Annotated in this window: 19 protein-coding genes and 1 tRNA gene; 6 read left to right on the top strand and 14 right to left on the bottom strand. The window is 63.2% G+C overall.

Annotation, left to right across the window (positions count from 1 at the left end):
- Positions 1-65: 65 nt before the first annotated feature.
- Complete coding sequence (gene uvrC / locus MSKU9_RS05130) at positions 66-1,964, bottom strand: excinuclease ABC subunit UvrC (protein ID WP_162853801.1); 1,899 nt, start codon at positions 1,962-1,964, stop codon at positions 66-68.
- Between the two features lie 379 nt (positions 1,965-2,343).
- On the opposite strand from uvrC, the gene MSKU9_RS05135 reads away from it, so the two are divergent.
- The gene (locus tag MSKU9_RS05135; RefSeq protein WP_193557636.1) at positions 2,344-3,138 is read left to right on the top strand and encodes an exodeoxyribonuclease III; all 795 of its coding nucleotides are present in this window, start codon (positions 2,344-2,346) and stop codon (positions 3,136-3,138) included.
- A 79-nt stretch (positions 3,139-3,217) separates the two neighbouring features.
- Here MSKU9_RS05135 and MSKU9_RS05140 read toward each other — a convergent pair whose 3' ends face one another.
- Positions 3,218-3,937: a response regulator transcription factor gene (locus MSKU9_RS05140; RefSeq protein WP_026018684.1), complete on the bottom strand. Its 720-nt coding sequence runs from the start codon at positions 3,935-3,937 to the stop codon at positions 3,218-3,220.
- A 221-nt stretch (positions 3,938-4,158) separates the two neighbouring features.
- Between MSKU9_RS05140 and MSKU9_RS05145 the strand changes: the two genes are divergently transcribed.
- Positions 4,159-4,614: a L,D-transpeptidase family protein gene (locus tag MSKU9_RS05145; protein WP_141260346.1), complete on the top strand. Its 456-nt coding sequence runs from the start codon at positions 4,159-4,161 to the stop codon at positions 4,612-4,614.
- Here MSKU9_RS05145 and MSKU9_RS05150 read toward each other — a convergent pair.
- The 10 genes from MSKU9_RS05150 to MSKU9_RS05195 all read right to left on the bottom strand — a co-directional run bounded on the left by MSKU9_RS05150 (position 4,601) and on the right by MSKU9_RS05195 (position 16,824).
- Complete coding sequence (locus MSKU9_RS05150) at positions 4,601-6,454, bottom strand: cation:proton antiporter (protein ID WP_193557637.1); 1,854 nt, start codon at positions 6,452-6,454, stop codon at positions 4,601-4,603. The two genes, MSKU9_RS05145 and MSKU9_RS05150, sit on opposite strands and share 14 nt — an antisense overlap.
- 272 nt (positions 6,455-6,726) lie before the next feature.
- Positions 6,727-8,022: an RsmB/NOP family class I SAM-dependent RNA methyltransferase gene (locus tag MSKU9_RS05155; protein ID WP_141260275.1), complete on the bottom strand. Its 1,296-nt coding sequence runs from the start codon at positions 8,020-8,022 to the stop codon at positions 6,727-6,729.
- Positions 8,023-8,059: 37 nt separating this feature from the next.
- Complete coding sequence (gene guaB, locus MSKU9_RS05160; protein WP_141260276.1) at positions 8,060-9,562, bottom strand: IMP dehydrogenase; 1,503 nt, start codon at positions 9,560-9,562, stop codon at positions 8,060-8,062.
- A gap of 244 nt (positions 9,563-9,806) precedes the next feature.
- The gene (locus MSKU9_RS05165) at positions 9,807-10,595 is read right to left on the bottom strand and encodes an MBL fold metallo-hydrolase (RefSeq protein WP_141260277.1); all 789 of its coding nucleotides are present in this window, start codon (positions 10,593-10,595) and stop codon (positions 9,807-9,809) included.
- Positions 10,596-10,598: 3 nt separating this feature from the next.
- Entirely contained in the window at positions 10,599-11,396 is a 798-nt protein-coding gene (locus MSKU9_RS05170; RefSeq protein ID WP_141260278.1) for a TatD family hydrolase, read from the bottom strand.
- Positions 11,393-12,931 (bottom strand): methionine--tRNA ligase, encoded by a 1,539-nt coding sequence (gene metG / locus MSKU9_RS05175; protein ID WP_141260279.1) that lies wholly within the window; start codon positions 12,929-12,931, stop codon positions 11,393-11,395. Before metG ends, MSKU9_RS05170 begins: the two co-directional genes overlap by 4 nt.
- Positions 12,928-13,890, bottom strand: a complete 963-nt coding sequence (locus MSKU9_RS05180; RefSeq protein ID WP_141260280.1) for a DNA polymerase III subunit delta' — start codon at positions 13,888-13,890, stop codon at positions 12,928-12,930. The genes metG and MSKU9_RS05180 overlap by 4 nt, the downstream gene beginning before the upstream one ends.
- A complete protein-coding gene (gene tmk, locus MSKU9_RS05185; RefSeq protein WP_141260281.1) occupies positions 13,883-14,527 on the bottom strand; it encodes a dTMP kinase in 645 nt (214 codons plus the stop codon). The genes MSKU9_RS05180 and tmk overlap by 8 nt, the downstream gene beginning before the upstream one ends.
- A 3-nt stretch (positions 14,528-14,530) precedes the next feature.
- The gene (locus MSKU9_RS05190; RefSeq protein WP_141260282.1) at positions 14,531-15,808 is read right to left on the bottom strand and encodes a D-alanyl-D-alanine carboxypeptidase family protein; all 1,278 of its coding nucleotides are present in this window, start codon (positions 15,806-15,808) and stop codon (positions 14,531-14,533) included.
- Complete coding sequence (locus MSKU9_RS05195; protein WP_193557638.1) at positions 15,805-16,824, bottom strand: lytic murein transglycosylase; 1,020 nt, start codon at positions 16,822-16,824, stop codon at positions 15,805-15,807. Before MSKU9_RS05195 ends, MSKU9_RS05190 begins: the two co-directional genes overlap by 4 nt.
- Positions 16,825-17,113: 289 nt before the next feature.
- Between MSKU9_RS05195 and MSKU9_RS05200 the strand changes: the two genes are divergently transcribed.
- Complete coding sequence (locus MSKU9_RS05200) at positions 17,114-17,689, top strand: DedA family protein (RefSeq protein WP_141260283.1); 576 nt, start codon at positions 17,114-17,116, stop codon at positions 17,687-17,689.
- On the top strand, positions 17,686-18,780 hold the full coding sequence (locus MSKU9_RS05205; RefSeq protein ID WP_141260284.1) for an ATP-grasp domain-containing protein: 1,095 nt from the start codon (positions 17,686-17,688) through the stop codon (positions 18,778-18,780). Before MSKU9_RS05200 ends, MSKU9_RS05205 begins: the two co-directional genes overlap by 4 nt.
- A gap of 18 nt (positions 18,781-18,798) precedes the next feature.
- Here the strand turns inward: MSKU9_RS05205 and MSKU9_RS05210 are convergent, their stop codons facing one another.
- Entirely contained in the window at positions 18,799-19,257 is a 459-nt protein-coding gene (locus MSKU9_RS05210; protein WP_141260285.1) for an MlaD family protein, read from the bottom strand.
- A gap of 123 nt (positions 19,258-19,380) precedes the next feature.
- Here MSKU9_RS05210 and MSKU9_RS05215 point away from each other — a divergent pair, with 123 nt between their 5' ends.
- On the top strand, positions 19,381-20,223 hold the full coding sequence (locus tag MSKU9_RS05215) for an undecaprenyl-diphosphate phosphatase (protein ID WP_141260286.1): 843 nt from the start codon (positions 19,381-19,383) through the stop codon (positions 20,221-20,223).
- 113 nt (positions 20,224-20,336) lie between these two features.
- Here the strand turns inward: MSKU9_RS05215 and MSKU9_RS05220 are convergent, their stop codons facing one another.
- Positions 20,337-21,566, bottom strand: a complete 1,230-nt coding sequence (locus MSKU9_RS05220) for a mechanosensitive ion channel family protein (protein ID WP_141260287.1) — start codon at positions 21,564-21,566, stop codon at positions 20,337-20,339.
- 178 nt (positions 21,567-21,744) lie between these two features.
- Here MSKU9_RS05220 and MSKU9_RS05225 point away from each other — a divergent pair.
- Positions 21,745-21,819, top strand: a tRNA-Met gene (locus MSKU9_RS05225).
- Positions 21,820-22,015: the final 196 nt, after the last annotated feature.

The raw sequence follows: 22,015 nt of genomic DNA on the forward strand, positions 1-22,015 counted from the left end.
GAAAAACCGAAATACTGATAACGCCTGTCAGGCAGGCCATATGCTCACATCTGCATGACAGCCGATCACTCTCCTGTCCAGTCGGGATGGAAATATCCGTATATGGCGCGGGCCATGTCACGATTGATGCCCGGTGCATTTTCCAGTTCTCCCAGGCCAGCCTGCCGCACGCTGCGCGCCGAGCCGAAATGCTTGAGCAGCGCGCGCTTGCGTGCAGGTCCAACGCCGGGAATGTCGTCCAGTTCCGATCGCACCAGCGTCTTGGACCGCCCGGCGCGGTGGGTGGTGATGGCGAAGCGGTGCGCCTCGTCCCGCAGGCGCTGCAGGTAATACAGCACCGGGTCGCGCGGCGGCAGCTGGAACGGCGCGCGGCCTTCGGTATGGAACCATTCGCGCCCCGCATCCCTGTCCGGCCCCTTGGCGATACCCACCAGCGTAACCCCGGTCACCCCCAGTTCGTCCAACACGCCGCGCACGGCGGTGTACTGTCCCGCACCGCCATCGATCAGCAGGATGTCGGGCCAGTCTTCCGGCCGGTTGCCGTCCTCGCGGTCTTTCAGCGCGCGGCGGAAGCGGCGTTCCAGCACCTCGCGCATCATGGCGAAGTCATCGCCCGGCGTGATCGGTCCCTTGATGGAGAACTTGCGGTAGGCGCGCCTGTCGAAGCCCTCCGGGCCGCCCACCACCATCACACCATAGGCGTTCGCTCCCTGGATATGGCTGTTGTCATAGGTCTCGATCCGGCGTGGCGGCGCATCCAGCCCGAACAGGTCAGCCACCCCCTGCAAAAGCCGCGCCTGACCGGCGCTTTCCGCCATCCTGCGTTCCAGCGCCTCACGCGCGTTGATTTCGGCATGTTCAATCACGCCACGCTTTTCCCCGCGCTGCGGATGCGTGATCTCTACCTTGCGCCCCCGGCGCAGGGTCAGGGCGGATGTCAGCACGCCCAGTTCCGGCAGATCCTGATTGACCAGCACGTGGGCGGGCGGCGGCTTGTCGTCATAGAACTGACCGATGAAGGCGGCCAGCACGTCGGGCGCGTTCTCATCGCGCGCGTGGGCAGGGAAAAACGCGCGGTTGCCGTTGTTGCGACCGGCACGGATGAAGAACACCTGAATGCACGACTGCCCCGCGATCTGCCAGATCGCGATGATGTCCGCATCCGTAACGGTAGAGGGATTGATGACGCTGGAATCCTGCTGCAGCGCTGACAGGCCACGTATGCGGTCACGGATGGCGGCCGCGCGCTCGAACTCCAGCGCATCGGCTGCCTCCTCCATCTCGCGTCCCAGCTGCTCGCGCATATGCGGGTTCCGCCCGGCAAGGAAGTCACGCGCCTGCCCCGCCAGTGCGGCGTAGTCCTCGCGGCTGATACGGTCCACGCACGGGGCGGAGCAGCGGTGGATCTGGTGCAGCAGGCACGGGCGCGTGCGGCCCTGCATTTCACTGTCAGAGCACGAGCGCAGCAGGAACGTACGCTGCAGCAGGTTGAGCGTCTGGTTGACCGACCACGCGGATGCGAACGGCCCCCAGTATGACGCCCCCTTCACCGGCCTGCCGCGATGTTTGCTGATCTGGGGAAAATCATGCTTGTCCGTCAGCATGATCCATGGATAACTTTTATCATCACGCAGCAGGATGTTGTACCGGGGCTGCATGCGCTTGATATAGTTGGCTTCCAGCAGCAGGGCCTCGGCCTCGGTATGGGTCGTGACAATTTCCATGCTGCGGGTTTCGGACACCATGCGGCGCAGACGTTCGGTCAGGCGGCTCACATGGGTATAGGACGTGACGCGCTTTTTCAGATTCAGCGCCTTGCCGACATACAACACGTCCCCCTTCGGCCCCAGCATGCGGTACACGCCAGGCGACTGTGGCATGGTCTGCAGGGCGTGGCTTATCGCATCCACCCCGACCGGCTGGGCGGGGGGCCGGACCGGGGCGGTTGAAATGGCTGTTGTCATGGATGGCAGCCGTTCATCCACCGATGATGTGGATAAGTCTGTGGAGCAGCAGCAGAAAAAAACGTGCGGATGGCGGTTTTCCTTTCCTGAACTTGGATTGCCCAAAAAAACATCACTAACAATAACCTATTGTTTTTAAATAACTATATCAGGCCACTTATGGACCGGAAAAAAAATCCCGCCTCACATGAACCCAAAACATGCCTGTCAACCCCACAGGTGGACAAATTGTGGCATCTCCGTGGTGGAAAACCCGGTTTCCATTTTGCGCGGAATATCAGCCGCCTTTTGTAATTCGTTCCTGTTTTTGTCTCGCGCCGTACCGCGGGCACACAAAAATATTCTTGTCAGCCCGCGCCCGATCGGCAATGCACCCGATATGCGTATTGTGACATGGAATATCAATTCCCTCCGCCTGCGGATGCCGCTTCTGGCGCGGCTGTGCCAGGACACATCCCCCGATATCGTCTGCCTGCAGGAAACCAAGGTGCCCGACAGCCTGTTCCCGCTTGATGCAGTGCGCGCGCTGGGATTCGACCACGTCGTGTTCCGGGGCATGAAGGGGTATAATGGCGTCGCGATCCTGTCACGCCAGCCCGTAACCGTGCTGGAGGACGCGCCCGACTGGTGCCGGCGCGGGGACTGCCGCCACATCGCCATACGCCATGGCACGGGCGCTGACGCGATTGACGTGCATGATTTCTATGTGCCCGCGGGCGGCGACATTCCCGATCCGGTGGAAAATCCCAAATTCGCGCACAAGCTGGCGTTTGTGGAGGAAGCGCGGGAATGGTTTTCCGGCCGTGACATGCGGCGCACGGTGCTGGTGGGCGACCTGAACATCGCCCCGCTGGAACAGGATGTATGGAGCCACAGGCAACTGCTGAAGATCGTCAGCCATACACCTGCGGAAACCGAACGCCTGCTGGCATGGCAGCATACCGGCTTTGTCGACGCCATGCGCCATTTCGTCCCCGCGACCGAGAAGCTTTATACGTGGTGGTCCTATCGCAACCGGGACTGGAGCAAATCCAACCGTGGCCGCCGGCTGGACCATGTCTGGGTTACGCCAGACCTGCAGTCCGCCCTGCGCGGCATGGAAGTGCTGCGGACGGCCCGCGACTGGGACAAGCCATCGGACCATGTGCCGGTCATGATCGACCTGGACGCCTGAAACTTCCCCCGGAACGCGACCGGGCCGCCCGAAACCGGGCGGCCCGTCAGATCAGCCTGCAATGCGGGCCATCACCCGGTCAGGCGATGGCAGTCTTGCCCCCTTCGGGGTCAAGACGGTAGCCGCCTCCTTCCGTCACCAGCAGGGTGGCATTGGTGGGATCGGGTTCGATTTTCTGGCGCAGACGGTAGATGTGCGTTTCCAGCGTATGCGTGGTCACGGCGGCGTTGTAGCCCCAGACCTCGTTCAGCAGCACCTGCCGCGGCACGGGACGCGTGCCCGCACGGTACAGGAATTTCAGGATTGCGGCCTCTTTCTCCGTCAGGCGGATCCGGCGGTTCTTGGCCGTTTCCTGCAACAGCTTGGCGGACGGGCGGAAGATGTACGGCCCGATCGCGAAGACCGCGTCCTCGCTGTTTTCAAAAATGCGCATCTGCGCGCGCAGCCGGGCCAGAAGCTCGGCAATGCGGAACGGTTTCGCGACGTAGTCATTCGCACCGGCATCCAGGCCGCGCACGACGTCCGTCTCGTCATCGGAACCGGTCAGGATGATGATGGGAATACGCTTGCCCTTGCGCCGCAGATCGGCGCAGAAATCGCGTCCGTCCCCGTCGGGCAGGGAAACATCGAGGATGATCGCATCGAAACGCGCCCCCGGCTTCTGCAGCTTTTCCCAGGCCTCGGCGACGGAGCCGGCCTCGATCGCTTCAAATTCACCATCAATCTGCAGCTGTTCAACGAGCATTTGACGTAAAGTCTGATCGTCGTCCGCTATCAGTATGGGACGTGCTCCTGCCATCGAACCCTCTTTATCACTTTAGTCCCGCCCCGTCAGCAGGGCGGTCTCTGTCTTGCTGTTCATTTCCGGCCACACCACCGACAGGCCCGCGACCCGACGGCCATCATGCCGTATGCTGCCGGATTAGGCCGGAGATAACATAAATACGACCCGATCCAGAGGAATTCATGATACGCGCTATTTTGCAAACGAATACAGGGCTGGATGCACAACTGCATTGCATGCGCGAAATTTTCCCCGCCATTATCGGCGCAGGCGGCATCAAAAACCGCAAAATGGAGGGAGATCACGCAACACCCAGCGGTATTCTGCCACTGCGACGCGTGTTCTATCGCGCCGACCGGGTGGCATCACCTGTTTGTCATCTGCCTGTAGAACCGCTCTCCCCGCTTGATGGATGGTGTGATGACCCCCGCCACACTGATTATAACCGGTATGTAGCCCTGCCCCACCCCGCCCGGCACGAACGGCTGTGGCGGGAGGATCACGTTTACGACATTCTGGTGGTTCTTGGTTATAACGACGACCCGGTTCATTCTGGCGCAGGGTCGGCCATCTTCCTTCACCTGCCGCCAGCGGGCGGTCGCCCGACGGAAGGCTGCATCGCCCTGCCCGAACCCGTGCTGCGCCACCTGCTGGCCGCCGGGCTGGGGGAAATCGACGTCAGGCCGGTGTAGGCGGTGCTGGTGTCGTCGCCGCGTTTACCGGGGCTGTGGCGGGCGGCAGCAGCATGACGATGATGTCACCCTGCGCCGGTTCAGCCGGAATCGCGTCCTCGGCAGAAAAGATCCATATCGCACTGCCCTTGCGGATGATCATGAACAGCATGCCCGGACCGGACAGCAGGTCGGCTTCCTCCACGTGTTCTTCCATAACGTGGCTGCCAAAGCGCCAGCCTCTGGCATACAGGGAATCGATATAGGAGAAATTCCACCCCGGTTCCCCCAGCACCTTGCCGCGCGAATCCCGGCTCAGCCCGTGATACAGGTCCAGCCTTGCTATGCCGGGGCTGACCTGGAACACGCGCTGGCGGCCAAGGTCGGGCGCCATGCGCGCGCAGACAAGGCCGTTATAGATCGCATCCGGCGTCGCCGCGATCAGGTAGTCTGCCGGGCGTTCCTCCAGGCTTTCCATCCCCTCGACCGACAGCAGCTCCGCACGCAGGATCGGGATGCCAAACCCCGCCGCCTTGTTCAGCGCCGGGGCATAGGTATCGACCAGCAGCACCGGCACGCCCCGGTCATGCACCACGCGGGCCAGGCTGGTGGACCATGCGTTGGCCCCCATGATGGCCAGGGCGGGTTCATCCGACAGGGTCAGCCGCAGCGCACGCGCCAGCGGCCGCAATGAAAACCCGTGCAGGATCATGGTGGATGCGATCAGCGCGAATACGGCGGGCGTAATCAGGTCGCCGCCCGGATATCCCGCTTCATGCAGTTGCAGGCCGACCACCCCCGCCACCGCCGCCGCCACGATACCGCGCGGCGCGATCCAGCCCACGAACAGCCGTTCCTGCCATGACATGCTGGCCCCGATGGTGGACAGGAAAATACCCAGCGGCCGGACCACGAACATGACGGTAAACGTCAGCGCCATGATGGGCAGCGACAGTTCGGTCAGCAGCGTGCGCGGCAGGTCCGCCGTCAGCAGCACGAACAGGCACGACACCACAATTACCCCAAGGGATTCCTTGATCCGCTGCAGTTCCGACATGCCGGTTACATGCAGGTTCGCCAGCGCCATGCCGAACACCGTGGCCGCCATCAGTCCCGCCCCCTGCATGATCAGGTTGCACAGTGCGGCCACCGTCATGACAAAGGCCAGGATCATGGGAATACGCAGGATTTCGGGCAGCATGTCGCGCGCGGACAGGAACTTGATCAGGATTGCGGGAAAAATGCCGCACGCGATCGAGAACATCGTGGCAAACAGCAGATGCGGCCCGATTTCCACCGTCGCCAGCGAAATGCCGCCGGTATGGGACGGGCGGATCAGCAGGCATTCCAGCACCAGCGTTGCAAGGATGGCGGCAATGGGGTCATTGACGATGGCTTCCCACCGCAGGAACGCCGCGACCCGGGGCCGCAGTTTGGTATGACGCAGCAGCGGCAGCACGACCGTCGGCCCCGTCACCACCACGATCGCGCCAAACAGCCACGACGTCCCCCATGGCAGGTGCCCGACATAATGCGCGGCAAGTGAGCCGAGTATCCAGTTGATGGGCAGGGCGGCAGCCGTAAGACGCAGCACCCCTTCCCCCGATTCACGCCACTGACGCAGGTCGAGCGCAAGTCCGCCCTCGAACACGATAAAGGCCACGGCCATGGACACAAGCGGATGGAAATACGGCCCGATCGCAGCCCCCGGGTGCAGGATGCCCAGACCCGGCCCCAGAATCAGCCCGAGAGAAAACAGCAGCACGATGGCCGGTAACCTGAACCGCCACGCCACCCACTGGGCCGCGATCCCGCCGCCCAGTACGAACAGAATTCCTATCGCCAGGTTCGTTGCCTGCATGCCCATGTCCCGCGTTGTTGCAAACGCAAACGCCCCTGCCGCCGCCAGATTCGTGTCATGGGCCTGGAATGCGGTTCTGGCGTGTGGTTTTTCTTAATTATCCAAGAGACTGTCTCAAAAAACCTGCCTATGAGACGCCGCGCAAATTACAAAGAGGTTTTTGGTAAAGCTTTTTTCAGAAAGCATCAGGGCAGGCCGCCGTTTCCTGAAAAGACGCCACCAAAACGCCTGTCACGGGGCATTTCGAAATACGCCGCAACAGGCATGTCATGTCAGGAATCGCGCTGCACGATGGCCGCAAAAAAACCGTCCGTATGATGCTGGCGCGGTGTCAGGCGCACCTGGCCTTCCACCGCCAGTCCCGGCGGCAGGTCATCGTCCACCCCATCGGGCGTCACCATGGAAAAGGCGGGATTACGCACAAGGAAGGCCGCGATCTGGTCTCCGTTCTCCTCGCGCAGGACGGAGCACGTGGCATAGACCATGCGCCCGCCGGGACGGACAAGGCTGGCCGCGCGGTCAATGATGTCGGCCTGCTTGGCGGTCAGTTCCAGCAGATCCTGTTCACGCAGCCGCAGGCGCGCATCGGGGTTGCGCCGCCACGTGCCGGTGCCGGTGCACGGCGCATCAACCAGCACGCGGTCGAAACTGCCGCTGCGACGACGTGCCCAGCGGTCGCCCGCGACCAGCAGATGACGCTCGGCATTGTGAACGCCCGCGCGGCGCAGGCGGCGCACCGCTCCTTCCAGCCGGGGTTCGGATACGTCGCATGCCACGATATGACCGCGATTTTCCATGGTCATGGCCATGCCCAGCGTCTTGCCCGCAGCACCCGCGCAGTAATCCAGCACGCGCATGCCCGGCCGCGCGCCCACGGCGGCGACAACCAGCTGGCTGCCTTCGTCCTGTATTTCCACCATGCCACTGCGGAAGGCGGCGCATGACGTCACGGGCTGACGGCCCGCGACCCGCAGGCCCCATGGTGACAGGATCGTGTCTTCGGCCCGGATGCCGTCCGCTTCCAGCGCGGCACGCGCGGTGGGACGGTCGGATTTCAGCAGGTTGACGCGCAGGTCCAGCGTCGCCTCACCTTCCATCGCAGCCAGTTCCGTTTCCAGCCCATCACCAAAGGTGCGTTCCAGACGGGGCAGCAGCCAGTCCGGCACCTCCAGCCTGACGGCGCGCGGCATGTCGGGATGGGTCAGCGCCTGCCCCCGAATCTGGTCAAACAGCCGCCGTTCCGGCCCGGTCAGGCCCAGCGGGGCATAGCGTTCACCCGTAAACAGGTCATCGGGATTTTCACGCCCCTGCTGGTCCAGCGCCATCATGGCCAGCGCCAGCAGACGGGGCGTTGGCTGCATGCCGGCGCGTTCGATCCACCAGTGCAGCCTGCGCCAGTGTCGCAGGATACACCACACGCGGGCCGAAATGGCCCGGCGGTCGCCGCCGCCAATATACCGCCGTTCACGGAAAAAGGCATTGGCCAGCGCATCGGCAGGCCGCTGCGGCGTCGCCTCCATCGCGGTAAGCAGGTCAATGGCGGCGGAAAGCCGTGCGCTGGGTGTCATGGATTATGGAACCGTTACTGTCATGGAACCGGCAGGATCAGTCCTGCCGGTAGTTGGGGGCTTCACGCGTGATCGACACGTCATGCACGTGGCTTTCACGCAGGCCCGCACCCGTAATGCGGCGGAAGCGCGCGCGCTGCTGCAGATCGGCAATGGTGGCGGACCCGGTATAACCCATGCCCGCGCGCAGCCCCCCAACCAGCTGGTGGATGACGGCACCCATCGCGCCCTTGTAGGCCACGCGCCCCTCGATCCCTTCGGGGACCATCTTGTGCGTGTCCTTGATATCCTGCTGGAAATAGCGATCGGCCGAGCCACGGGACATGGCGCCAAGGCTGCCCATGCCGCGATAGGATTTGTAGGTCCGGCCCTGATACAGGAACACCTCGCCCGGTGCTTCTTCCGTGCCGGCCAGCAGCGAGCCGACCATTACCACGTCGGCGCCCGCACCAATCGCCTTGACGATATCGCCCGAGGTCCGCACCCCGCCATCGGCGATTGCGGGCACATCGAGTTCGTGGCACGCGGCAGAGGTTTCCATAACGGCGGAAAACTGCGGCACGCCCACACCAGCGACAACACGCGTGGTGCAGATCGACCCCGGGCCGATGCCCACCTTCACGCAGTCAGCGCCAGCGGAAATCAGCGCACGCGCCGCTTCGGGTGTTGCGACGTTACCGGCAATGATCTGGATATCGTTTTCAATGGCGCGGATGCGCTCGATGCTTTTCAGCACGCCTGACGAATGGCCATGCGCGGTGTCGATCACCACCACGTCCACGCCCGCCGCGATCAGTTCGCGCGCACGCGCCACACCGTCGTCCCCCACGCCGGTCGCCGCCGCACACAGCAGTCGGCCAAGGCTGTCCTTGTTGGCCTGCGGGTACTGCACCGCGCGGTCCATGTCCTTGACGGTAATCAGGCCGATGCAGCGATCTTCATCATCAATGACCAGCAGCTTTTCAATCCGGTGGCGATGCAGCAGCTGGCGGGCTTCGTCACGGTCCACGTTGTTGCGCACGGTCACCAGGTTTTCGCGTGTCATCAGTTCATACACGCGCTGTGCCGGATCGGTGGCGAAACGGACATCACGGTTGGTCAGGATACCGACCAGACGGTTGGTTTCGCGTTCAACCACCGGCAGGCCGCTGATCCCGTGGCGGGACATGGTGGCATTCACTTCCGCCAGCGTCTGGTCGGGATAGACCGTGACGGGATTGACCACCATGCCCGATTCGAAACGCTTGACGCGGCGGACCTGCTCGGCCTGCTGTTCGATCGTCAGGTTCTTGTGAATGACGCCAAGACCACCGTTCTGCGCCATGGCGATGGCCATGCTATCCTCGGTCACGGTATCCATTGCGGATGAAATCAGCGGAATGTTCAGCGTGATCTTGCGGGTCAGCCGGGTTTTGGTCGATGTCTGCGACGGCAGGACATTCGATTCGTCGGGAACAACCAGCACGTCATCAAAGGCGAGGGCTTCGCGGATGCGGTCCTCAAGCCGGGGGGCGGATGTGTTTTTGGGGATGGAAGACATGATGCAGGGGCCTCGTCAGCAGATGGCGGCTACCCCGCGCCTCGGGTCACCGACCGTTGGCGCACCCTCTTAGGGTGCTAATCGGGCGCTGGCAAGCATTACGCGCGGGTCCGGCGCGCTTTTATTGCGCAAACGCGGCAAAACGGCCTGCAATCATCAGGACGTTTCTGGTGAAGCGTTTTTCAGCGAACGTCACAGAGCGCCGCCTTTTTGAAAAAAGGCGGCACCCGAAAACTTTTATCTTTCATCCAGCATACAGGCGCAGCCCGTCATACGCGGCCTCGACCCCATCAGGCAGGTTGGCCTGCATCCACGCCCAGTCCATGTCTGGCCCCATATGGGTCAGCACCGTGCGGCGCGGCCGGATGATGTCGCGCCATTCCAGCACCCGTGCCAGCCACCCGTGGGACGGATGGGCATCACGCTGGAAACAGTCCACCACCCATGTATCGACACCACGCAGCGTATCCAGCGCCGCGTCATCCATTTCGGCCACGTCGGTGCAGTAGGCCATTGGCCCCACCCGCAGGCCCAGCGTTTCGGTCTTGCCATGGCACTGGCCGAAAACCTGAACGTCCATCCCCGCCATCACGACGGTGGACGGCAGACTCACGTGATTGACATCCAGTATGGGGCGGAAGATATGCGGCGGCGTCCATGGCCGAAACGCATAATCGAAGCGGAGGCTGATTTCATCCATCACCTGCCGCGTACCGTAAACCGGCAGCGCACCGCCAATGATGCGGTTGATGGTGCGCAGTTCGTCCAGTCCCGCGATATGGTCGGCATGGGCATGGGTGTACAGCACCGCATCCACCACGCTGACACGCTGCGCCAGCAACTGGTCACGCAGGTCCGGCCCCGTATCGACCAGCAGCACCCGCCCCGGCCCGTCACTGATGATGACGGATGAGCGCGAGCGGCGGTTACGCGGCTCATTCGGGTCGCATTCGCCCCAGTCCCCTGCCCCGTCCGGCCCACCCAGCATGGGCACGCCAGCGGAACCGGCGCAGCCAAGGATGATCATTTCCATACGTCAGACCGCCCGGCTGAACAGGCGGCTGAAATTGCGGGTGGTCATTTGCGCGAATGCGGCGTCTTCCATCCCGCGCAGTTCCGCCAGGACGCGGGCGGTATAGGCCACGTATCCCGGCTCGTTCCGCTTGCCACGACGCGGTACCGGGGCAAGGTAGGGCGAATCGGTTTCCACCAGTAACCGGTCGTCCGGCACGTCCCTGGCCACGTCACGCACCGACTGCGCACGATTGAACGTCGCAATGCCGGAGAAACTGATATACCCCCCCAGTTCCAGCGCACCGCGCGCAAGGTCCGGCCCGGATGAAAAGCAGTGAATCAGGAACGGGAATGCCCCGTTCCGCGTGGTCTCGTCACGCAGGATGCCCAGCGTGTCGTCATCGGCTTCACGCGTGTGGATCACCAGCGGCAGGCCGGTGCGCCGCGCCGCATCGATATGCACGCGAAAGCTTTCATGCTGCCTTGGCCGGATGTCGGGCTGCCCATGGAAATAGTCCAGCCCGCTTTCCCCGATACCCACAACGCGCGGGTCATCGGCCATTGCCACCAGTTCCGCAACGTCGGGCAGGACTTCCTCATCCACATGGTCGGGATGGGTGCCGATGGTGCACCACACCCGCAGGTCGGGCGTATCCAGCGTCGCCAGCTTCTTCTGCTGGTCGGCGCGGGACAGGCGGGTGCCGATGGTCACCATGCCATCCACCCCGGCCTGCCGCGTGCGGGCCAGGATTTCGGGCATTTCCTCATCAGAAAAATGGTCGAGGTGACAGTGGGAGTCGGTCAGTCCCGTACGGGTCATGAAGCCTCCGGTTCGACATGGCGGGGGAAGATGCCCTGCGGCGCGGGCAGCGCGCACCCTGCTGGCAGCGGTGTATCAAGGGATGCGAAATCCCGCGCATTTTCCGGCACGCCAAGCTGGGTCAGCATTTTATCCATGCTGCCGGGCATGTAGGGCTGCAGCACGGTCGCTATGGTCCGCTGCGCATCGGCCAGCACGCGCAGCACGTCCCCCATGCGCGTGGCATCGGTCTTCTTAAGCTTCCACGGCGCCTGATGGTCGATATAGGCGTTGCAGGCACGGATGACCTTCCACACTTCCTCCAGCGCGTCGGTCAGGGCCTGCCGGTCGATCTGTTCATGCATGATCTGCGGCAGCAGGCTGGCGGCGGCCAGAAGCTTCGTGTCCTCGGGCGTATGCGTGCCCTGCGGCGGCAGCTTTCCGTCACAGTTGCGCGCAATCTGCGACAGCGTGCGCTGGGCAAGGTTGCCAAGGTCATTGGCCAGTTCGACATTCATGCGCGAGATGATGGCGCGGCGGCTGAGATCGCTGTCACCGCCAAAAGGCATTTCGCGCATCAGGAAAAAGCGGATCGGGTCCAGGCCGAATTCCGCCACCAGGTCGCGCGGGTCCACCACGTTGCCCAGCGACTTGCTCATCTTCTGGCCTTCGATGGTCCACCACCCGTGCGAGAACACGCGCTCCGGCAGTTCCAGCCCCGCCCCCATCAGCAGCGCGGGCCAGTAGATGGCATGGAAACGCAGGATGTCCTTGCCCACCAGATGCAGGTTTGCAGGCCAGAAATCCCAACGCGGGGCCGTCTGGTCCGGATAGCCCACGGCGGACAGGTAGTTGGCCAGCGCATCCACCCACACATACATCACATGCTTCGGGTCGCCCGGCACGGGAATGCCCCAGTTGAAGCTGGTGCGGCTGATGGACAGGTCGCGCAGGCCCTGTTTCACGAAACTCGCCACCTCGTTCCGGCGGCTGGCGGGTTCGATGAAGCCGGGACGGGTTTCGTACAGTTCCAGCAGCCTGTCGCCGAATTTGGACAGGTCGAAAAAATACGACGGCTCCTTCACCCATTCCACGGCGGCCCCCGTGGGGGCCACCTTCTTCCCGTCCGGGCCGTCAATCAGTTCTTCCTCGCCATAGAAGCACTCGTCGCGCGTGGCGTACCAGCCTTCATACGCGCCAAGGTAGATGTGGCCGTTTTCCTCCAGCTTCTTCCACAGCGCCTGCGCACCGTCCGTGTGACGCGGTTCGGTGGTGCGGATGAAGTCGTCGTACGAGATGGCCATTTTGTCGTACATGTCACGGAAATCGGCGGCCACGCGGTCGGCAAAGGCAATGGGGGTCATGCCCGCCGCCTGTGCGGCCTGTTCCACCTTCTGCCCATGTTCGTCCGTTCCGGTCAGGAAAAAGACCTCAAATCCTGCCAGTCGCTTGAAACGCGCGATCACATCGGCCGCGACCGATGTATAGGCATGGCCAATATGCGGCGCCCCGTTCACGTAATAGATTGGTGTTGTGACGTAATAGCGCCGTGTCATATTCCACTCACCCGCGCAAGCGCCGTAAGCAACGCCTGCTGTTTATCCAGATTGAATTGTTCGGTTTCCGCGCGCAGCCGTACCATGTCCTGCCACAGCAGGGCCAGTCGGGCCGGGAGCGGATCCCCCTCACGCCCCTGCTCCGCACCGAGGGCAAGGGCACGCGTCCTGTCTGATATGGCATCACACAGCAGATCGAAAAAGACGCTAAAGCCATTTTCACGCCGGGTCACCTGTTCGGCAATGTCATATCCGGCGCCTTCCCCTACCGTGCCATCCATCACGCCCGCCACGATTTCCGCCAGTTCCGCGGCATTTCCCGCAAGCAGGTCATGCGCCCGTCCCGGTGCGCCGTGGGCCAGCGGCAGGATGCGCGCGATCTGGTCCGGCGCGGGGGGGGATGGCATGTCCGCCAGCACCGCGCGCATGGCCGCGTCATCCAGTGGGGACAGGGTCAGCACCCGGCAACGGCTGCGTATGGTGGGCAGCAGCCGTCCGGGTACCGACGTGGTCAGGATCAGGATGGCGCGTTCGGGCGGTTCCTCAAGGATCTTCAGGATGGCGTTGGCCGCCGTGCGGTTCATGTATTCCGCGCCATCGACGATCACGACGCGCCAGCCCCCTTCCGCCGCCGTACGGCGCAGGAAGGCGGATATGGGGCGTATGTCATCGCCCACGATTTCACGGCGCAGGCGGTGGCGTTTTTCATCCACCCCGCGCGCGATCACCAGCAGGTCGGCATGCGTGCCCGCAGTGACGCGGCGGCCCACAGGGCTGTCATGGTCCTGCGCGCCCAGCAGGGTACGCGCCATCATGAAGGCCATGGTGGCCTTGCCAATTCCCTCCGGCCCGGTCAGCAGCCAGGCATGGTGCAGCCTGCCGGTGCGGATGACCGACAGGAATTCCTGCCACGCCCCGTCATGCCCCAGCAGGCGGCGGCTGGCGCGTGGATCAGGCATTGTCCGCCCGTTTCAGGTACGGGGCCACAACCGTGCGGATGTCATCCTGCACCGCATCCATTGCCGCACTGGCGTCAATGCGGCGGCACCGCGTGGCGTCGCGCCGGGCAATCATATCAAACCCTGCCGCGACACGGGCATGGAACGCGGTATCCAGTGCTTCATACCGGTCGGTGCGGCCATTGGCGCGTTCCGCCATGCGGGCGGCGGCAATGGCCGGGGGCACCTGCAGTACAAGGGTCAGGTCGGGTACGGCGGGCACCAGCGCGCGCAACCGGGCGATCATGTCCAGCAGCACCGGATCGCCATTGCCCAGCCCATGCCCCTGATAGGCTTCGGTCGAATCGGTAAAGCGGTCACATATCACCACCTTTCCCGCAGCCAGCGCCGGGGCGATGCGCCGGTCGACATGGTCGGCGCGGGCGGCGAAATGGGCCATGACCTCGGCCCGGGATGACAGGTCGTGGCCGCCAAACAGCAGGAAGTCGCGCAGGGCCTCCGCCCCCGGCGTGCCCCCCGGTTCGCGCGTCAGGTCCACATCCAGCCCGCGGCCACGCAGGTAATCGGCCAGCAGCCGGGCCTGCGTGGACTTACCCACTCCCTCGCCACCTTCAAACGTAATGAACAGCCCGGACATGGCCTAGCCGTGTCCCAGCTTGCGACCCAGCACGGCCGAGGCACGGCCCATAAGCCCAAGCCGTGGCACTGCGGCCCCCGCGACCAGCGGAATGCGAATTTCCGCAAGCCCCGTATTGGTAATGACCATTTCACCCAGTTGCTGCCCCGCCACGACCGGCGCGGGCACGGGGCTGCGGTAATCCACGCCGACATGCACCCGGTTCTGCCAGCCATGGGGCAGCGTAAGCGTCACGTCACGGGTTGCCACCAGCGGTACGGTGGGCGCCTGCCCCAGCCATACCGGGGCGTTGTCCACCACCGCGCCGTTATGGATCAGGGTCGCATTTTCAAAATTGACGAATGACCATTCAAACAGCCGCTCGCCCTCATTGGCGCGCGCGTTGCTGCTGGGCAGGCCGTTGATGGCCATGACCACGCGGTTGCCGCCGCGTTCGGCGCTGGCGCACAGGCCGAAGCCACCGGCGTCGGTATGGCCGGTCTTCAGCCCGTCGGCCACACCCCGGACTACCAGCGCGTTGCGGTTTTCCTGCGTTATCTTGTTGAAGGTGAAGCTTCGTTCCGAAAAGAAGTGATAATATTCAGGAAAATCATGGATCAGGTGCATGGCGATGGTCGCGACATCCCGCGCGGACATGTAGTGCCCGTCCATGGGCCAGCCTGTGGCGTTGAGGAAATGGCTGTTGGTCATGCCCAGCTGCGCCGCCTGCGCGTTCATCATGCTGACGAACTGGTCTTCCGACCCCGCGATGCCTTCGGCCAGCACGATGCATGCATCATTGCCCGACTGGATCACCATACCCTGTATCAGGTCGGACACCGCGACGGCCCCGCGCAGCGGCACGAACATTTTCGACCCCTGCATCCGCCATGCCTTTTCACTGACCGGCAGCGTCTGTTCCAGCGTAAGCCTGCCCGCGCGCAGCATGCTGAACACGACATAGGCCGTCATCATCTTGGTCAGCGAGGACGGCGGCATGCGTTCATCCGCTGCCTTCTCCAGTATCACGGCCCCCGTGGTGTAATCGACAATGCACGCCCACCGCGCGATGGTGTCGATCGGGCCGATCAGGCTGTTGGCCGGGGATGACGGTATCGCGGGTTCGGCCGCGGCAGGCGTTGCCGTGGCGGGATGACGACGGCGGCCCGCAGCCCATGCCGGGGTGGATACAAGAAGGCTGGTGGCCCCAGCCAGAAGAAAACGTCGGGTGTGCATTGCATCCTTGGTCCGGTAGGTCCCAGCCGGGCGCGCGGCCACGACTGGCGTGACAGGGTCCGTCACGCGATTTCGTTCCCCAGCAGGCCAACGGCCAGCGCATAGAAATCGGATGGATTGTAGCGACGGATCGCGGCGAAATTACGATAGACCATGAAGGCCTCGCCCCCCGGCCCGTCGGGGCGCAGGACGGCACCGGTATCGGTCGGGCGGTCAAAGGGCGCGCCACCCATCTGCCGCACGCCCATCGCCATCCATTCCGCCAGTGTGCGGGTCTGGGTGCGGCCCAGCGTGGACTGCGCCACAGTGTCGGGCACGATCACCTGCTGCCCCCAGCTTTCGCCTCCCACCCAGCCGGACCCGGCAAGGTAGTTGGCGATGGAGCCGAACACGTCCGCCACGGAATGCCAGATGTCACGCCGCCCGTCGCCATCGATATCAACGGCGTATTTCGCGTAGGCCGAGGGCATGAACTGCGGCTGCCCCATGGCGCCGGCATAACTGCCGGTCATGAGTTCGGGGGTAATGTCGCCTGCATTAAGGATCGCCAGCGCGTGGAACAGTTCGTCATGGAAGAATTTCGCGCGCCGTCCCTCGAACGCCAGGGTGCACAGCGCGTCCACCACCGCGAATTTGCCCGTAATCGCGCCATAGCCCGATTCCAGCCCCCATATGCCCATCACCGCGCCGGGGGCCACGTCGTACCGGGTCAGCACCTGCTGTTCCAGAATCGCACGTTGCTGTGCGAAGGCCGCACGGCCATCCGCGATCTTGCGCTGGGTCAGCACGCGGTCGCGGTACTGCGCCCATGTCAGGTGGAATTCGGGCTGGTTGCGGTCACGCTGTATGACCTGCATGTTCGGCGCGGACAGCGCCAGCGCCCGGGTCACGGCATCGGCCGTCAGCCCCTGGCGAATCGCATCGCGCCGCACGGTGGCCAGAAACGTGGCGTAATCACCGCCCGCCGTGGCGGGTGCGCCCCTGCCCGGATGGTGCGCCGCGCGCGCGGGCACGAGCCATGAGGCGCCAGCCCCGGCAAGAGAGGCGGCGGCGGCATGAAGAAGGCGGCGACGTACAAGCATTCCAGATGCTGTGCCACGGCCTTGCGCCCGTTTCAATGTCTGACTTGCGTATACGTCAATGTCTGGGCCGCCCGCGCATGGCACAGGCATGACCATGTACACGCTGCGACACAATTTCGCGTTTGTGACGGCAGGCGAAGCATGTCACAAGAACGCCCGTCGTCATTTCCCGTTGGCCTCTCATGGCCAATGTTTCCCATGCCCGCATGCCGGGCCGACTGAAGGGCTTTTGCTTGCGTAGTTACGGTTTTCCCATCCCGCACGGTCGGGACACGCTGGAACTGCGCGCATGCCCACGCTGACCGCCTATCTCATGGCGGCCGGGGCGTCGCCTTTCATGCAGGGGCTGGCGATCATCATCGGCACCTTCATACTGGAAGACGCGGCAACCATCATGACCGCCATGCAGGTACGCACCGGGCATGTCGATGTCACGGTGGCGCTGGTGGCGCTGTATATCGGCATTGTCGTAGGCGACATGGGACTGTACGGCATGGGCAGGCTGGCGGCCCTGTGGCCCCCGGCGCGGAAATGGATCACCCTGCCCGGCGGCGCGCAGGAAGGGCAGTGGTTCGACCGCAACGTGTTCCGCATCGTGTTCATCAGTCGCTTCGTACCCGGCGCGCGCTTGCCGCTTTACACCGCGTGTGGTTTCTTCCGCGCGCGGTTCGGGCTGTTCTGTATCGCGGCGGTGCTGGCGACCCTGATATGGACCTCCATGCTGTTCCTTGTCTCGCTGCAGGTGGGACAGTTCCTGATCGATCACCTGGGGACATGGAAATGGGCCGGCATGGCCGGTTTCATCCTGACCATATTCCTGATCAGCCGCATGATCGCACGTTTGCAAAGTAATGAGACCCGATGACCGACGTAACCACAGCCATTGACAGCGGACCAGCAAAGCAGGCCGGGACCCCCACGGTTTCCGCGTTTGAATTCTGGCCAGGATGGATCTTCTATACCCCCATCGTGCTGTACTGGATCATTCTGGGGCTGTGGCACCGCGATTTCAGCCTGCCCACCGCGGCCAATCCGCGTATCGAGACCGGTGGCCTGTGCGGGGAAAGCAAAAGCTCGATCCTGGACATGGCAGGCGACGTGGCGCGCGAATGGATCGCCCCCTATGCCGTGCTGACCACGGGGCATGACGACCTGCCGCGCGCGCTGGCGGCGATGAAGGGTGCGGGCCTGTCCTTTCCCGTCGTGCTCAAACCCGATATCGGGTGCAATGGCACCGGCGTGCGCATCATGCGCGACGAAGACAGCCTGCGCGCGGGACTGGCCGATTTTGGCCGCGACGTGCCGGTCATGCTGCAGCATCTGATCCCCTACGGGCATGAGGTCGGGCTGTTCTACATCCGCCACCCTGACGAGGCGGAAGGCCGCATCACCTCCCTGACCTACAAGGAAGTCCCGTGCCTGACCGGCGATGGCACTTCCACGGTGGAGGAACTGATCCACGCCGATCCCCGCACCCGCCTTGTCCCCCACATCTACCTGCCACGGCTGGCGGCGCGCCTGCATGAAGTCCCGCCGGCGGGACAGTCACTGCCGCTGGTGTTCGCGGGCAATCACTGCAAGGGCTCGATCTTCCATGACCGCGCGGTGGACATAACACCCGAACTGCGCGCGCGGGTGAATACCATCATGCGCGACATTCCCGATTTCCATTTCGGCCGGATCGACGCCAAGGCCCGCAGCCTTGCATCCCTGCGCAAGGGCAAGGATTTCCAGATCATCGAAATCAATGGTGTGGGGTCCGAGGCCACCCATATATGGGATGCCCGCACCACCCTGCGCGATGCTTACATGACGCAGTTCATGCATTACCGAGAGACCTTCCGCATCGGCGCGAAGAAACGGCGTGAGGGATGGAAAAGCAGCGGGGCGATGGCGATGCTGCGCGCGTGGCTGCGCCAGCGCAGGCTTATGGCGTCCTACCCGCTGAATGACTGAGCGGACCGGCCTGCCCCCTCAGTCACTGGGCAGGCCACCATTGCCGAAGATGTAATTGCTGACCTGCTGTTCCAGACTGAGCGGTTCACGCGTATTTGTAATGACCGCGCCGGGCTTCAGCCTGTCCGCGGATTGCCCGGGCTGCACCAGCAGGGCGGTGTCCGCCGTAAGCGTCGGACTGCCGATTGAAAGGGTTGTATCGTCCGGCAGCGACAATGTACGGTCCAGCGTGAAGCCTACATTGGCCATGTAGGTTGTCGGGTCCAGCGCGATGGAGGTCACGCGCCCCACGGGCACGCCGTCCATGTCCACACTGGCCCCGACCGCCAGCCCGTTTGCCGAAACGAAGCGCGCCATGACAGGGTAGCGGTCCCGTGTACCGCCGCTTTGTGAAGCGCGGGCGTACAGACAGAACCCTCCCGCAACCAGAAGGACAAGCCCGCTGGATATGATCGCGCCACTTCTCTGCCTTGCCATGATGGCTCCCTGCCCGATACGGCGACACGCCATCCCGAAATCCGCCGCAATGCCGGGCGATGGGAAACCGGCGCTATGCCTTGCCTTATCTTTTCATCCTACTGCGTCATGGACGGGCGGACAATGACACTCATCCAAGCTATTATCATTGCAATCATTCAGGGTTCCACAGAACAGTTTCCCATAAGCAGTCTGGGGCACGCCGCCATCGTGCCCGCCATCCTGCACTGGCCCGTTGACCTGCATGGGGAAATGTTCCTGCCCCTGCTCGTCATGCTGCATCTGGGCACGTGCGTGGCCCTTCTGGTTTTTTTCTGGCGCGACTGGGTGGCGCTGTTCACCGGGGCCGCAGGCCGCCATGGCGTTACCATACAGATGGACAGCATACGCATCCTTGCGCTGCTGATTGTCGCCACCATTCCCGCCGTGCTGATTGGCGGGCTGTTTGAACATGCCATCCGCAGCCTGTTCGGCACGGCGCGGTATGCAGCGGTTTTCCTGACACTCAACGGCATCATGCTGCTGCTGGTGGACCGGATGCGCGCAGGCCTGCTGCCCGCCAGCAACCGCTCGCTAGCCTCGCTGGGGTTTGGGGAGGCGCTGGTGATCGGCCTGTTCCAGTGCCTGGCGTTCTTTCCCGGCCTGTCGCGTTCGGGGGCGTGTATCGTCGGTGGCCTGCTGCGTGGGCTGTCGCATGAAAATTCGGCGCGGTTCGCCTTTCTCATGGCGCAGCCGGTCATACTGGCCGCCACCGTGCTGGAGGCGCTGAAGCTGCGCCATGCCCCGCCCCAGCCCGAACAGATGCACATGGCGATCATCGCATCCATCGTGGCCGCTGTCGTGGCTCTGGTGTGCACCGGTATCCTCATGCGTTATTTCCGCGATCATGAAGACTGGGCGCTGCGCCCGTTTGGCTGGTACTGCATCGTGGCCGGTGGGGCCGCATTCGCTTACCTGTCCTTCTGAAGACTGATAAACGTTTCCGGGTGCCGCCTTTTTTCAGAAAGGCGGCATTTCCCGAATCTTTTTCAAGAAAGCTTCTTCAGAAACTTCTTTATATCCCAAGGCTCCGGACGCGGTCAGCCGTGACCCTGTCCACCATCGGTCATGCTCATGCCCCCGCCGCTCGTGCCGCTGCGTGGCCCCATATAGGCACCCGGCGGCGGACGCTTGACGGGCGGTGACAGCATGCCCGGATCCCCCATCACATCCAGCCCCGATACAGATGCCACATGCGATATGCGGTCACGCGGCAGGGCCTCGGGACATTCATCGCGCAGGAAGGCCAGGATCTGTTCACGGATTTCACACCGCAGGTCCCAGCTCTGCATGGCCGAACGGGCACTTGCGATCACGCGGATCGTCATGACATGGGCATTGCAGTCCGCAACCTGCACCGCAAATTCCTTGCCATCCCATAACGGGGCGGAATGCACGATTTCGCGCAGGCGTTCACGGATGCGGTCCATGGGCGCGTTGAAATCCACATACAGAAACACTACGCCAATCAGGGCTGCCGAATTATGGGTCCAGTTCTGGAACGTGTTTTCAAGGAAATACGAAATCGGCACGATATGTCGCCGCCAGTCCCATACCCGCAGTACGACATAGGTGGAGGTAATTTCTTCCACCCACGCCCAGTCACCATTGATGATGATCAGGTCTTCCATGCGGATGGGCTGTGTCATGGCGATCTGCATGCCCGCGAACAGGTTGGTCAGCAGCGGACGCGCGGCAAGACCGACCACCAGTGACGCCGCACCGGCTGACGCGAACAGGCTCAGCCCGTACTGCCGCACCGGCTCAAACGTCATCAGCGCAGCCCCTATGGTCAGCAGCCCGATCAGCAGGTCCGTCGTGCGCCGCAGCACGCGCACCTGGGTCATGTGGGTGCGCAGCAGGATGTCGTCCTTGTCATCCTTGCCATTGATCCGCTTGAGATACGCATCGGACAGGATGCGCGTGGCGACCACGGCCGCATAACCCAGCATCAGCACGAACAGCACCACCAGCGTATGCATGGTGGCCTGCATGATGTCATAGGGCAGGCCCGACACCGGAAGTGCCGTGCCAACAAACACGATCACCAGCATGATGCGCACGGGGCGCTGCATGGCCATGGTGAAGGAACGCACGAAGGCCCCGCGCTTCTGCCCCGGTATGCGCAGGATCAGTTTCGTGATGAACCGGCTGAACATCTCCGCGACCAGTCCCGCCACGCACAGCATGAGTATGGAGGACAGCAGCCCCGGCAGCCACCCGAAGAGGTGCCGGATCTTGGTCAGGAGTGCCAGGAATTCTGTTTTCACGAAGGGTGCGCAGCCTTTTCGGGTTATTCGCGGATTATGGGCGGGGCCACCAGTAGTACCCCCTGATGGGGGTGCGTGACAAATCGATGGGGTTTTCGGGCCTTTATCATCCCCGTTTTCAAAACACGGGTTGACTTGCCCCAACAGCACGGGTATTCCGCACTCATCCTAACGCGATGGCGGTGTAGCTCAGCGGTAGAGCAGGGGAATCATAATCCCTTGGTCGGCGGTTCAAATCCGTCCACCGCTACCATCTGCGTTAGGATTGATTTTCATTACATTTTTAGACTTTTTCAGGACCATCATCCGGCCCTGTTGCAAGCTGTTTTGGCAATCCATATTCCCCTGCTTTTAGCACTCTCCTGTTCTAAACGATAACAGGTGACCTTTGTTGCGGCGCTTCGTGCCTGCCGTTTGTGGTGCGGTCAGCATATATGACGACGCCCATG

This window comes from Komagataeibacter diospyri, assembly GCF_006538165.1.
Taxonomy (GTDB): domain Bacteria; phylum Pseudomonadota; class Alphaproteobacteria; order Acetobacterales; family Acetobacteraceae; genus Komagataeibacter; species Komagataeibacter diospyri.

Coding starts and splice junctions, on each gene's coding strand:
- uvrC (WP_162853801.1), bottom strand. CDS start 1,964: ATGACAACAGCCATTTCAACCGCCCCGGTCCGGCCCCCCGCCCAGCCG.
- MSKU9_RS05135 (WP_193557636.1), top strand. CDS start 2,344: ATGCGTATTGTGACATGGAATATCAATTCCCTCCGCCTGCGGATGCCG.
- MSKU9_RS05140 (WP_026018684.1), bottom strand. CDS start 3,937: ATGGCAGGAGCACGTCCCATACTGATAGCGGACGACGATCAGACTTTA.
- MSKU9_RS05145 (WP_141260346.1), top strand. CDS start 4,159: ATGCGCGAAATTTTCCCCGCCATTATCGGCGCAGGCGGCATCAAAAAC.
- MSKU9_RS05150 (WP_193557637.1), bottom strand. CDS start 6,454: ATGCAGGCAACGAACCTGGCGATAGGAATTCTGTTCGTACTGGGCGGC.
- MSKU9_RS05155 (WP_141260275.1), bottom strand. CDS start 8,022: ATGACACCCAGCGCACGGCTTTCCGCCGCCATTGACCTGCTTACCGCG.
- guaB (WP_141260276.1), bottom strand. CDS start 9,562: ATGTCTTCCATCCCCAAAAACACATCCGCCCCCCGGCTTGAGGACCGC.
- MSKU9_RS05165 (WP_141260277.1), bottom strand. CDS start 10,595: ATGGAAATGATCATCCTTGGCTGCGCCGGTTCCGCTGGCGTGCCCATG.
- MSKU9_RS05170 (WP_141260278.1), bottom strand. CDS start 11,396: ATGACCCGTACGGGACTGACCGACTCCCACTGTCACCTCGACCATTTT.
- metG (WP_141260279.1), bottom strand. CDS start 12,931: ATGACACGGCGCTATTACGTCACAACACCAATCTATTACGTGAACGGG.
- MSKU9_RS05180 (WP_141260280.1), bottom strand. CDS start 13,890: ATGCCTGATCCACGCGCCAGCCGCCGCCTGCTGGGGCATGACGGGGCG.
- tmk (WP_141260281.1), bottom strand. CDS start 14,527: ATGTCCGGGCTGTTCATTACGTTTGAAGGTGGCGAGGGAGTGGGTAAG.
- MSKU9_RS05195 (WP_193557638.1), bottom strand. CDS start 16,824: ATGCTTGTACGTCGCCGCCTTCTTCATGCCGCCGCCGCCTCTCTTGCC.
- MSKU9_RS05200 (WP_141260283.1), top strand. CDS start 17,114: ATGCCCACGCTGACCGCCTATCTCATGGCGGCCGGGGCGTCGCCTTTC.
- MSKU9_RS05205 (WP_141260284.1), top strand. CDS start 17,686: ATGACCGACGTAACCACAGCCATTGACAGCGGACCAGCAAAGCAGGCC.
- MSKU9_RS05210 (WP_141260285.1), bottom strand. CDS start 19,257: ATGGCAAGGCAGAGAAGTGGCGCGATCATATCCAGCGGGCTTGTCCTT.
- MSKU9_RS05215 (WP_141260286.1), top strand. CDS start 19,381: ATGACACTCATCCAAGCTATTATCATTGCAATCATTCAGGGTTCCACA.